Here is a 12,421-nt window from a genome sequence, read left to right as displayed (position 1 = left end):
ACTTTATTCATTTTCAAAAAACAATCAAATGAATTTCTTTGCCGCAAATCATCTCCCGCCTCCTTTGGCATGAAGTTGGTTCCATTGTTGAAAAGTTAAATGAACGTGATCGATGTTATTGTTTTCCGAACCGTCTCCATTTGTATTCATCAAATTATAATCGCTGTCTCCTTGCGAAACTCCCATTATGTGAGCAACTGCGTAAGAAAATCTTTTCAAGAAAGCGCCTTTTTCACGAGAATCGACTTTCCATGGCGGCACCGACGGATCATCATATTGATATTCCCAAACATACAAGCTACTGAAACGAAGATTCGCGGCAACGATTCTATTGCTACGATGCGGGTTGAAAATATTGCCTTCATCGTCTAAAAAATCTATGCTTCTTCTATGAACGCCGCTAACGTTTTGCCCTAAATTTATTCTGCAATCATATTCTTCTTCAGCCAATTCCAAACGAACTATCGCTTGATTAAAAACATTATCGTTAGCCCATTTTATAAGTTCGGCATAATCGTCTTTTTCGCCGCCTTCTATTCTCACTCTTATGGTTCTCCAAGTATAAGGAACAACAAAAACCGTATTTTCCCCTAAAAAATAGCGTTGCAAAGTATCTAATTGCAGTAATGTTCTTTCCGCTTCTTGTTCATCGGTAAAATGCTCTTTTGTAAAAGATATTAAAACAATGTTTTCTTGACGATAAGGTTTAAACTTGCCTCTTATACCTATTTGAAATACTTGTTCCTGATCACCGGTAACATTCATTTGCATATTTTCATTTGAGCCGTTCAGAAGCAATGAAAAGTCAGGAGAATCTCTGTAAGTCATAAGCATGAGATTAGACGTTCTTCGCTCCGGCGTTACAATTGCATCAAAATAGGTAGATACATTATCTTCATTTGCCGGAATGGATACTATGGCATACGTTCCTTCCGAAGCAAACCTAATTCTTGAAAAGCCATACCTTGTTCGGTTAGTGCCGGAAGTAATGTTTCGAAATACTATACCGTTATTATTTCCAACGCGAATCCTTTTATCGCTTCCTCTGTCTATGGTGCCCGACGAACAAGCCGCAAACAAAAATAAAACTGCAAAGCACAAAAAAAATCGCTCTTTCATATTTAATGTCTCCTTTTACTTAGTATGTAATTACTACGTGAATAGTCCCGGATATATATTCTTGGTCTGATGAAATATTGTCGGCGACCTTTAATACCCGAAACGGATCTCCGGGGTGAGCGTCAACATCTCCTGCAACCATAAATATAACGGGACCGACAACTCTGCCGTCCACAACTCTTCTTGAAGTAAATGCACGATGTGAAGATGTTTCAAGAGCCCTGTTGCGGAAAAATTGCACATCAATTCCTCTGCCGACATCTCTGCCGTTTTCATCTCTAAAAACTACTCTTGCCGTTCTGCTTTCAATATCCGTATGCTTGTTCTTTTCAACAAAAACACGAAGCGTAAGCGCTGACCTTGTGAAAATTTTTCGGTGTAAATCTCTTCGCGTCAATCCGACCATAATGTCCCCAATGCCTTCTCCGCGAATAAATTCGTTGTTGGAAGTTAAAATTCCAAAATCAACAGTTTGGTCGCCATCTTTAAATACGGGAACTTCAAACGCTCCCATATCAAATCCGTTTTCAAGCGGACGAGAGGTTTCAATAAAATCGTATAAAATATCAAGCATTTCTTTACCGGCGTCAATAGCCGGACTGTTTGTTTTTAAAGATAAACCATTATTTAGCCCTAACCAAAAACCGTCGCCCCCTTTAGGATTATCCACATTGACAAACAACGGGTCATCATCAATATTTCCCTCGCCCGCAAATCCGCCTCTCACTGCCGAAAACGAAACATCAAACCCGTCGCCTTCAAGTTCTCTGCCATCGTTCCAAAGAATGGTGTTGATAATTCTCACCCTCGAATTCTGCTCAGAATAAACCCCTGTCAAGTTTTTTACAAACGTGCAATGAAGCAAATCCAATCTCGAGTTTTCGGCAATAATTGCAGTATAGTTTCCGTAGAAAATTGAGTTTATGAAAGAAATACCCGTGTTTTGCAACAACAATCCATCTCCGGAATTTGTCGAGATTATCACCCTTTCAGCCCGTGTTTCTCTCGACGAAGTCGAAGCGCCACCGATATAAAACGCATTTCTTCCGCTGTTGTTTTCCACCAAAACCATGTGCATATCCTGAATGCCTCTCGGCGCGTAAATACCGGCGCCGCTTTCTGCCGTGAAGTTATTTTTGACGATAAGTTCTTCAAATTTTGGTATTACATTAGGGCTAAAAATTCCCGCGCCATTTTTTACAGAAACTCCGTCTTGAATTGTTATTCCCTTGATTTTCACTGATTTAGCGCCTGCAAAGCCGTTTATGGTTAGCGCACGGGATTTATTTCGTCCTGTAATTATTGTATTATACGGGCTTCCCGTCGGCTCTCCGTCTATTTCTCCGCCTAAAAATCCGCCGATAATTTTTGTTCCTTGTCCAATTTCAACGCCGTCGTAAGTTCCCTCGACTACTTGGATTCTTCGTCCCGTTATTTGGGCGATTTCCACTGCTTCTTTTAATGTTCTTACCGCCCTGTCCCAAGTTAAACCGTCGCCGCCGGCGCTTGCATTGCCGTTTACAAAAACCGCGGGGTTGAAAGAGCGTTCAAACTCAATAGTATAGTAAGAAACCAGATTGCTGACGGTGTCTTCTATCGCAAACAAATGCTTAAACCCGTTATTGGTTTCGGTAATTCTGAAGTTATCGAGGGCGTTTACTCTTACAAATTCTATTGTGGAGTTAATATCTATCATAGAGAAATAATCGTTTGTAAGTATATCAAAAGCAGGGGCAAAGTGATATTCGGAATGGAAAATGTCCGTTATATATGGAACACTGTTTATTACCGCACCGTTGATTACCTCTATCTCCCTTGCAAAAATCGCGCCGTTCACTATTGTGTTATTATTGACAACCACTCTCGCATTTGGAGCGGTAATTATCGCGTTAATTTCGGAGTGATCGTGAATAATTAAATCGTGTGTTTGATTTGTATGAATTCTGAAAGACATTGGAGCGGTATTTCCCGAGAAATTAATCTTTGTGCCACTTCCGAATTGAAGATTGTCTTGCACATTTAGCTGAATACTTTCTCCCGCGGCAATGTTTAAATAAATCGGAATATCGGCGCTATTTAAAGACAGCGACCTTAAGTTGTAAACTCCGCTTGAAAGTTCCAAAGCGCCGCCGTCGCTGACTGAAACATTACCGTAAGTTCCGGGGGCAAGAACTACTCTGCGTTGCCAAGCACCGGCTACATTTTGGCTTGAGGTAGAGATTGTTTTCGTCGCAACATTGAAATCAAATTCGTGGTCGATTATCAACGCGCCGTTGTGTTTTGCTTGCCAGCCGAGCTGTAAGGATTTTGCGAAAATATTACCGTTGATTACGGCTTCGGCGGTAGTCGAAACTGCGTGTTTGGAATAAATATCGCCGTTGACCATAGTTTTCCAGCCCGCCGCTATATCGCCGACCGAAACGCTACCATTTGCGCCGATGTTGCCGACGATTGTTATGCCGCTGTTGAGAAGTAGATTTTCTGTGGCAAAGAGTAAGAATTGCGATATGCTTTGCGCGGCTTGTCTTTCTTGAGGAGTGCTTAAGTCGATTATTATTTCTTCTTGACATTGACCTAAGGCTCGCCAACCACCCCAATTCTGAACTCCGGGGACTTCGCGAGTACTCCAATTGGCAACGAAATTTCTGCCGTTATGACTTACCTGAGAACCGGTGAAGTAGTCTCGGTTCGGCTCGAATGGCGGAAAGCAGGGTTGTGAAAAAATTTGTGCCGAAAACGCGAACATCACCATTAAAATCCAAAATACAATTTTCATAAGAACCAACCTTTTAAAAAATTTTCTCAAGCTTCAGATTTTTTTTGTGCAACCCCTAATAAAAAACATAGTAAATAAAATTCATTTTCGCTCATTTTTTTGGGTTTTGTTTGTTTTTTATATTTTTTCAAGAAAAACCTACAATTATATACTATATTTTATATGTAGGCTAAGTGAACTTTTTTATTTTAAAGGGTGGTTTTTTATGAAAAAATTATTTTTGTTAATCTGCTGTGTATTTACTGTTATTTTGGCGCTTCCGAACGAAATCATTATTCAAGAAGGCGAAGCTAGAATATTGCGAAATATGGTTTTTGAAGGGTTTTCAGGAGATTTTGTTATAACGAATCACGGAACTCTGATTGTGGAAAATTGCACCTTCCGAAACAATATTTTGGGAAGCACGGGCGACAGCGCTCAAATCGGCGTGGAAAAAGTTGTTGCACCGATTATAAATCACGGGAAATTGACTATTATTAACAGCGTATTTGGAAATAATTATTCGCGAAACACAGCTTTAACGGACAACTTTGTCGCGCAACCCGCCGCAGGGGCAGTGGTGAATTTCGGTGAACTCACTCTGTTTGATAACAATACTTTTCAAAATAATTTGCATCAACAAGGACATTTTGTGATTATTCGCAACGAAGGCGTTCAACGAATTGCGTATCTCGGAAACGATACTATTTTTAATTTGGGAACGGTTGAAAATATAGCACAAAACGCGGCGCAAAACAATGTCGTAAATACGCTTTTTGAAGCGGCTGTAATGGAAAATCCCGTATCGAATACCGCTCGAATTTTAGTAAACACAACCACGCCTGCAAATGTAAACATAGCAATCTTAAATCATACGGGAAGCGTGGTGTTTTCAACGAATGCGCAAGTGCAGAATTCGCGCATTTTTGAATGGGATTTGAGAAACACCGCAGGACAGCGCGTTCCGCCCGAAACGTATTTGGTGAGAATTCAAGCAGGTAATTTTATGGAAACATTACGACTTGGCGTAAGTTGGTAAGGAGAAAACTACTCGATTTATTAATTTAAGAAAATTGACTAACGAGCGGTATTTTATGCAATTCAGCGAAGCAAAAGAAGCATTTTTGAACAATCTCGAAAAGCAACGGGGCTATTCGATTAACACGACTGACGCATACAGGCGAGATTTAGACCAATTTGCCGAAGTTGTGCAAGTCAGCGAACAAACGGAAGTTGCCGACATTTTTGTAAAAGGAAATATCCGAAAATATGTATATTGGCTGAAAGAAAGCGGACAAAAATCCAAAAGCATAGCTCGAAAACGTTCTTGTCTGCTTTCTTTCGGAAAATTTTTGGTGAAAAGAGAAGCGCTGTCGTCAAATCCCGTGCGGCTTATTTATGCAATAAAAATTGATAAAAATATTCCCGCAATAATTACCCAGCCTCAAATGCAGGATTTGGGAGATGCTTACGAAGAACCAACGCCGCAAAATTCCGAAATCGAAAACATAAAACCCACGAGTGTGCGCGACAAACTTATTATAGAATTCCTTTACGGAAGCGGCATTCGCGTTTCGGAACTTAGCAATTTGATGAAAAGCAATATAAACAAACACAACCAAACTATGCGCGTAATCGGAAAGGGCAACAAGGAGCGGATTGTGCCGATTACAGATGCGGCTCTGGCGCTTTTGGAAGAATTTCTTAAAGAAAATCCGCGAGGCGTTTTTATATTTGACAGAACAGCGAAAAGCGGACGAAAAGAAAGCAAAAATTATGAAGCAATGTCAAAAAGCCGCAGAGACTTACGCAACAAAGAACGCTCGCTTTTGTCCATCAGACGAATTAGGCAAATCGTGGAAAGGGAACTAAGCGCAGTTTCGGCGGCAAAAAAAAGAAGTCCGCACATTTTGCGCCATTCTTTTGCCTCGCACCTGCTCGACAACGGCGCCGATATTCGCGTGGTAAAAGAAATGCTTGGACATTCGTCGCTTGCTTCCACACAGGTTTACACGCACGTAAATATAGAAAAAATGCTGAAATCTTTCAAACAGGCGCATCCTCGGTCGGGGCAATAGTATTTTGATGGCAAAAAGGAGCGATTATGCCGATTATTAACTTCATAAAAAGACGAATAGAAAGTGTACGATACGCGCTGAACGGCGTCTTTGTCATAATAAAAACGCAAAAAAACGCGTGGATCCACGCAATGATGACGTTTATAGTCGTCGCTTTGGGATTTTTTCTTAACGTATCTTCAAGCGATTGGAAGCTTCTTATTCTTGCAATGATGTCGGTCTGGGTAGCCGAGGCGCTAAACACCGCCTTAGAATGCTTAGGCGACGCTTTCTGCAAAGAATTTAATCCGCTTATAGGCAAGGCAAAAGACGTTGCCGCAGGCGCCGTTTTAATCGCGGCGACAGGAGCGACGATTATCGGGTGTATTATATTTCTGCCGAAGATTTTGGCGATGTTTTCGTGAAATTGCCTATAAATGCGGAAAACCGTTATTTACATTCGGGGTGAAATTTCTACTTTGTTGTCTCTTTTCTCAGATTTCGTATATTGTAGCGTAAAACCCTTTTCCATAAAATAATATTTGCCGCACGAAAAAAGTTAATATCAGACATTTTCTCTCTTTGCAACAAAAAAAGCACCAAATGTCAGCTGTTTTCAAAAAATCCCTCACATCACCGCGAACAAAATATTATTTTCTATACTAACAAGTAAATTAAAGGAAATAAAACACAGAAACAAAGCAGGCGTTGACCCGTTGCCCGAAAAAGATATGAGGTCGGTAAAGAAATTTATCAAAAAATATGCTATGAACATTGTAGATAAATGGGTTAAATATTTTATATTGAAAGAAAAAGTGAAAATTACAAAAATAACCGAAAGGATTTGATTATGCGCAGATTAAAAATAGTCAAAGCCGAATACAACGGCGAATACAAGGTTGAATTAACGTTCAACGATGCGGCAAAAAAAATTGTCGATTTCGGCGTTTTTCTTAAAGAGCATCCGCATCCTCAGCACAACAGATACAAAAAGCGGGAGAATTTCAAGAAATTCAAATTAGAAAGCGGAAACATTGTTTGGGGCAAAAACTGGGATTTGATTTTTCCGATTGAACAGCTATATGAAGGTAAAATCAACGCTTAGATTATTAAGGAAACCGTCGTTGAATTAGCGTAGCAGAGAGTTATTCAAACACAAAAAAAGCACCAAAACACCGCTGTTTTCAAAAACTTCCCATATTACCAAAAATAAATATTATTTTACCCACGCAACAAATAGTGTTTTGTCGGGATTATATCCTTGCAAATCACCCTTTTCTCTCAAGTAAATTTGAGAGAGCAACCTTATGTGTGAGATTGTTCTTGTTTTCTCTCTTTTTTACTTAAAGTTGGATGATAATCACTATTTGTTGCAAAATATGAATTATTTGGCAGAACAGCCTATTGCTGTTTTTGTCTTACATTAAATTTTGCAGGAGAAGGTAAACTCGCGAGTTTGCTCTTTTTTGTTTTAATAAAAACACCAAATTCAACATTTTCCCACTTTACAGCAAAGGCATAAATTATTTTTTAGCCAAAATAGAACTCCAACTTCTAATTTGTCCGAACAGGTGGTAAGTGTATGATTAACAGGTGTTTATCAAATGAAACATTAAAAGTTATTTATAGCGGAAAACAAAAACTAAATCGTTCTACCGTCTTTTCTCTCTCCCGTGAAAAAACTTAATCAACGGCTCAATATACCCCGTCTCTGTCGAAAGCGAAATCTGGTCTATTTTTTTTGCCAAAAAAGTTGCCGCTAAATCGTCTTTTCTTTTTTGTCTTTGCGATTTGTATTGCTCTCTAAACCTTTTACTTCCCGTATCTACAAGCATTCTGTCGCCTGTTTCGGCGTCGTATAATTCCAAAAGTCCGACGTTGACAAGTTCGTTTTCGCGGGGGTCGTCTATGCTTACGGCTATAAAATCGTGCCTTTTGGCGGTGGTCGAAAGAAGTTTTTCAAAGTTTTGTTCGCAGATGAAATCCGAAACGCAGAAGATTACCGCTTTTTTCTTTTGTATTTGGTTTATGTGCGCCAATGCTTGAGCGATGTCGGTTTTTTTGCTTGTGGATTTGTAGTAAAGCAGTTCGCGGATAAGCGCTAAAATTGCTTTTTTGCCTTTTTTCGGCGGGATAAATTTTTCGATTTTGTCGGAAAATAGCAAAAGTCCTACCCTGTCGTTATTTTTTATCGCCGAAAACGCCAAAAGCGCGGTAAGCTCGGCTATCATTTGGCTTTTGAACTGTTTTTTTGTCCCAAAATCGGAGGAAGCGGACATATCGACCATCAAAATAACCGTTAATTCGCGCTCTTCTATGTTGCGTTTTATGAACGGCTCGCCTGTTCTTGCGGTTACGTTCCAATCAATCATCCTGACGTCGTCGCCCTCAAAATACTTGCGCACATCGGCAAATTCCATTCCGTTGCCCTTAAAAACAGCTTTGTACTCACCCCCCATAATCGAGTTGATGATTTTCCCTGTTTTTATTTCGATACGTTTCACGGCTGAGAGGACTTCACTTGGTATCATTTTTATGCTCCTTTTGTATTTTTATAAGGTAAAATACGTTTTGCCGCAAATAAAAAGAGCCAAGGCATGCCTTGGCTCTACAAAATTAACCGAAAACAAAAATATTTTACTTGTTTACTCCAATTCTTGCCGAATACGAAAATCGTCTGCCGCTGATACTTGTTGCTTCCACCACAATCAGATAGGTGCCGTTGGCGACGTATCTGCCTGATTGGTTGGTTAAATTCCAGACAATTGCGTTATCTGCGGCGTTTGTATGGGCAGGTTTTAAACCCGCCCGTACGGTGGTTTCCGAAAATACAACATTGCCCAGATTATCTATAATTCGCAGGGTTATTGTTGCTGGTTCGGGGGTGATTACCGAGATTTTTGCCACATCGGAGACGATGGCGTTTTCGAGGAGAATGCCGTGGCGAGTGTCGCGAGAAGTGTTATTGCGAATAAAGGTTGCGTAGTTCTCTTCTACCGCAATTCTTATGTATATCCCGCCAATAAATTCTTGGGGGACGATTACGTTTTCGTCTGTTGCTTCCATTGTTAGGCGGTACAATCTGTATTCACCGGAGGAACGCGGAGCGTTTTGTGTTTGCGGCTCTATCGGAGTAAGCGTTATTTTTACCAAGTTTCTTGAAAATTCGTTTTCTTCGCCATCAAAAGTCAGATGCGAATACAAGAATTCTCGCAATTCATCTCGACTTGAGAATGTCTCGGTTTCTATAAACAACGGCTCTTCGATTGTGCCGTTTCCGCTTATTTCTTCTTCGTCGGAAAGGTCAAGGGCGACTACAAGAGGCGCAATAAAAGTAATTTCTCTTTTGCGCACAACCGAATTTCCCGAAGCGTCTTCCGCCATTATCCAAATTGTTCTATAATCTCCTGCTGTTTCTAATGGAACCACAATTCTGAATGTGTTGCTCGTGCTTGCTTGCTCTTCAAGCATTTCTGCGGAATTCCAAATGTTCCACGTATGGTCAAGCGTCCAACGAACTCGACCGTTTAATTCATTATCGGTCATAGCGACAATAAACGTACATCTTTGCACGGCAGGTCTTATGTCAATGTTGCTTATACGCGGATATATTTCATCAACCACTCCGCCCGGCAATTCTCTTCCACAGCCGACATCGGAATTTCGAGAAATAAGCAGAGCCGCGTCTCCTGCTATATTGAAACGTCGTTCAAACGGTAAATCTGCTTTAACCGTTCTTATTGCCGTCAGAAAATCGTAGCGAAAACTTATTGCATTTTCGCTGACCGTGCCCGTATTTGTCGGATTGGGTGCACGACCTCTTAAATGTTCGTGTGCGGCTATCAAATTATTCCAAATTCGTTGGCGAACTTCGCTGTAATCGTTGCCTGTTGCAGGGTCGTAATAATGCAAAAGTAAACCGCCGTCTCCTTGCGTTTCGACTGTTCCGTCCGTGCCAAAGAACATATCGAGCAACATATCAACCGTTATTTCAAAGTCGATAACTTGCGAATTTGTGCCGTTTTGCATAAAATCTTTTGACGCGTCTGTAAGCACTTGGGCTAAGTCGAGTATTTGATTACGATAATCAGAATGACCCACAGGAATTTGTTCTCTTGCATTTGGGTCGTTTATTATGTCGTCAATATTTGCATCGCTTAACAATTCCGCCATTTGTTCCATAAAACCGAGAGAAAATACTATTTGTTTTGGAGCACTGCGGTGGTTTGGTGGTTTTTTTTGCGGGATTTTGTGTTGTTTTTGTAAATAAAGAAAAGAAAAGCTTGACAAACAGATTGAAATATAGTATATTTCAGCGTTTATGAAAACACAAAGAGGAGGACTATGAAAAAACCTGTAATCTTTGCAAAAATCTTTTCGGCGATACTGATAATTGCCGGCGGCGTTGGGGCGCAAGAAATTATTATTGACCAATTCGGTTATCGCGAGCAGGCAAAGAAAATTGCCGTTATCCGTGGTTTGTCGTTGCAAGGCGGCGAGTTTAGCGTTATCGACGAGGCAACGGGAGATACGGTTTTTTCGGGTAGTCCCGTAATTTTTAACGATGGAATTGCCGACGTCGCTTCGGGCGACATACTTTGGCATTTTGATTTTTCGAGCGTGAATGCGGCGGGGCGCTATCATATAAGAGGCAACGGTAATATTCGCTCGTATTCTTTCCGAATAGGCAACGATATATATAACGATATTCTTAGAGCCGCGGTAAGAACTTTTTATTATCAGCGCGCGGGAATTGCCAAAACGGCGCAATTTGCAGGTGCAGAATGGGCAGACGGAATGGCATTTGAACAAGACAGGCGCACCCGCGACTTTTTTGCGCCGAACGACGCGTCGAGAGAACGGGATTTAAGCGGCGGTTGGTTTGACGCAGGCGACTACAATAAATACACAAAATGGACTGCCGACTACATCGCCGAAATGTTTTTTGCATACGAAGGAAATCCCCGCGCATTTACCGACGACTTCGGCATTCCCGAATCGGGCAACGGTATTCCCGACATAATCGACGAAGCAAAATGGGGACTTGACTGGCTTTTGCGAATGCAAAACGACGACGGCTCAATGCTTAGCGTGCAAGGGCTTGCTCACGCTTCTCCGCCGTCTGCCGCTACGGGGACAAGTTTCTACGGTCCGCCCAATGCAACTGCGGCTTTCGGCTCCGTTAAGGCGTTTGCCGTTGCGGCGCGCGTTTTACAAGAACGCGGATATGCGAATTCCGAATACATAAACCGATTAAGAACGGCGGCGATAAAAGCGTGGGAATGGGGTTTTGCGCACCCCGATTCTATGTTCGCCAACAACGTTGCTTCCAACAACTCAGTGGGACTTGCGGCAGGAAATCAAGAAATAATGGACGACGGCACGGGCGGCAGGTCGGAAAACTTGGCGGCGGCGGCTTTTTATCTTTACGAATTAACGGGCGCGGACTCTCTTTTAAGAATTGCGGAAACGGCAATGAGGAGATTACCGCTTTTTGCTTGGTATAGTTTTATGGATCATTACAGGCATTCGCAACATATTTTATTTATGGATTATTTGAAAAATCCGAGCGGCGACCCCCAATTTAAGAACGACATACGAAACGCTATGCGCACGGCTTTTGTAAGACCCGACGACTTTTACGGCGCCCACCGCACCGACGGCTACCGCGCATTTATCGCCGATTACAACTGGGGCTCCAATAAGGCAAAAGCGGACTACGGACTGACATTTTACAGGTGGCACGAGATTGACCCGTCGATAGACAGGCAAAAATTCCGCGAGATTGCCGAGGGTTATTTGCATTATCTTCACGGCGTAAATCCGTTTAATTGGGTTTATTTGACAAATATGGAGCGATACGGCGCCACAAGAAGCCAAAGAACATTTTATCACGCGTGGTTCAGCGAAAATTCGCCGAGATGGAGCATAACAACAGCCACAACTCCCGGTCCCGCGCCCGGTTTTTTGGTCGGCGGACCCAATTCCAGATATAAATGGGACGGCTGTTGTCCTTCGGCTTGTGGCTCGACACAAAACAATGCAAGGTGTTTTCTTGTGGAAATTCCCGACAGCAACATAACGCCGCCCGCAAGAATGTTCGTAGAAACAAACGTCTGTTGGCCCATAAACTCTTGGGAAATCACCGAAAACAGCAACGGCTACCAGATGTCGTATATCCGATTGCTCTCAAAATTCGTAAATCGCGCCGACAGTCCGATATCAATTACGCCTAACCGTCCGCAAAACTCTCAAACAACCGCAGGCGGCATTCGCTATCAAATTACACGCAGAGGCGTAGAGTTGCAAGTCAATCAAAAAGCGGAGGTCAGCATATTTTCAATAAACGGAAGAATGCTGAGCAAGCGCAATTTTTCGGCGGGCGCACACACCGTATCTTTGGCGCGGTTGCCGAAAGGTGTGTATATTGTCAGAATAAACGCCGACGGACACAAAAAGGATTTGCGGATATCGTGGGCGCAGTGATGAG

Annotated in this window: 9 protein-coding genes; 5 read left to right on the top strand and 4 right to left on the bottom strand. The window is 41.9% G+C overall.

The window, feature by feature from the left end:
* Positions 1-48: 48 nt before the first annotated feature.
* Complete coding sequence (locus FWE23_00230) at positions 49-1,119, bottom strand: hypothetical protein (protein ID MCL2843873.1); 1,071 nt, start codon at positions 1,117-1,119, stop codon at positions 49-51.
* A gap of 19 nt (positions 1,120-1,138) precedes the next feature.
* On the bottom strand, positions 1,139-3,895 hold the full coding sequence (locus FWE23_00225; GenBank protein MCL2843872.1) for a hypothetical protein: 2,757 nt from the start codon (positions 3,893-3,895) through the stop codon (positions 1,139-1,141).
* Positions 3,896-4,100: 205 nt separating this feature from the next.
* Between FWE23_00225 and FWE23_00220 the strand changes: the two genes are divergently transcribed.
* The 4 genes from FWE23_00220 (at position 4,101) to FWE23_00205 (ending at position 7,036) form a co-directional block, all read left to right on the top strand.
* Positions 4,101-4,913: a hypothetical protein gene (locus FWE23_00220; protein MCL2843871.1), complete on the top strand. Its 813-nt coding sequence runs from the start codon at positions 4,101-4,103 to the stop codon at positions 4,911-4,913.
* Positions 4,914-4,968: 55 nt separating this feature from the next.
* Positions 4,969-5,952: a tyrosine-type recombinase/integrase gene (locus FWE23_00215; protein MCL2843870.1), complete on the top strand. Its 984-nt coding sequence runs from the start codon at positions 4,969-4,971 to the stop codon at positions 5,950-5,952.
* A gap of 26 nt (positions 5,953-5,978) precedes the next feature.
* A complete protein-coding gene (locus FWE23_00210; protein ID MCL2843869.1) occupies positions 5,979-6,356 on the top strand; it encodes a diacylglycerol kinase family protein in 378 nt (125 codons plus the stop codon).
* 425 nt (positions 6,357-6,781) lie between these two features.
* Positions 6,782-7,036, top strand: coding sequence for a DUF2442 domain-containing protein (locus FWE23_00205; protein MCL2843868.1), 255 nt, complete (start codon positions 6,782-6,784; stop codon positions 7,034-7,036).
* Between the two features lie 547 nt (positions 7,037-7,583).
* Here the strand turns inward: FWE23_00205 and FWE23_00200 are convergent.
* Together FWE23_00200 and FWE23_00195 are read right to left on the bottom strand one after the other, a co-directional pair.
* Positions 7,584-8,462, bottom strand: coding sequence for a DUF58 domain-containing protein (locus FWE23_00200; GenBank protein MCL2843867.1), 879 nt, complete (start codon positions 8,460-8,462; stop codon positions 7,584-7,586).
* A gap of 106 nt (positions 8,463-8,568) precedes the next feature.
* A complete protein-coding gene (locus FWE23_00195; protein ID MCL2843866.1) occupies positions 8,569-10,104 on the bottom strand; it encodes a hypothetical protein in 1,536 nt (511 codons plus the stop codon).
* A 171-nt stretch (positions 10,105-10,275) separates the two neighbouring features.
* Here FWE23_00195 and FWE23_00190 point away from each other — a divergent pair, with 171 nt between their 5' ends.
* Positions 10,276-12,417, top strand: coding sequence for a glycoside hydrolase family 9 protein (locus tag FWE23_00190; GenBank protein MCL2843865.1), 2,142 nt, complete (start codon positions 10,276-10,278; stop codon positions 12,415-12,417).
* The last annotated feature ends 4 nt before the right edge of the window (positions 12,418-12,421 follow it).

It is taken from the genome of Chitinivibrionia bacterium (assembly GCA_009779925.1).
Lineage (GTDB): Bacteria > Fibrobacterota > Chitinivibrionia > Chitinivibrionales > Chitinivibrionaceae > WRFX01.
Note: the sequence above shows the minus strand (reverse complement) of the source record. Positions and strands in the feature narration are given on the sequence as shown.

What these genes read in the sequence shown, in the direction of transcription:
- FWE23_00220 (MCL2843871.1), top strand. Translation starts at nt 4,101, where the DNA reads ATGAAAAAATTATTTTTGTTAATCTGCTGTGTATTTACTGTTATTTTG.
- FWE23_00210 (MCL2843869.1), top strand. Translation starts at nt 5,979, where the DNA reads ATGCCGATTATTAACTTCATAAAAAGACGAATAGAAAGTGTACGATAC.
- FWE23_00225 (MCL2843872.1), bottom strand. Translation starts at nt 3,895, where the DNA reads ATGAAAATTGTATTTTGGATTTTAATGGTGATGTTCGCGTTTTCGGCA.
- FWE23_00195 (MCL2843866.1), bottom strand. Translation starts at nt 10,104, where the DNA reads ATGGCGGAATTGTTAAGCGATGCAAATATTGACGACATAATAAACGAC.
- FWE23_00200 (MCL2843867.1), bottom strand. Translation starts at nt 8,462, where the DNA reads ATGATACCAAGTGAAGTCCTCTCAGCCGTGAAACGTATCGAAATAAAA.
- FWE23_00190 (MCL2843865.1), top strand. Translation starts at nt 10,276, where the DNA reads ATGAAAAAACCTGTAATCTTTGCAAAAATCTTTTCGGCGATACTGATA.
- FWE23_00230 (MCL2843873.1), bottom strand. Translation starts at nt 1,119, where the DNA reads ATGAAAGAGCGATTTTTTTTGTGCTTTGCAGTTTTATTTTTGTTTGCG.
- FWE23_00215 (MCL2843870.1), top strand. Translation starts at nt 4,969, where the DNA reads ATGCAATTCAGCGAAGCAAAAGAAGCATTTTTGAACAATCTCGAAAAG.
- FWE23_00205 (MCL2843868.1), top strand. Translation starts at nt 6,782, where the DNA reads ATGCGCAGATTAAAAATAGTCAAAGCCGAATACAACGGCGAATACAAG.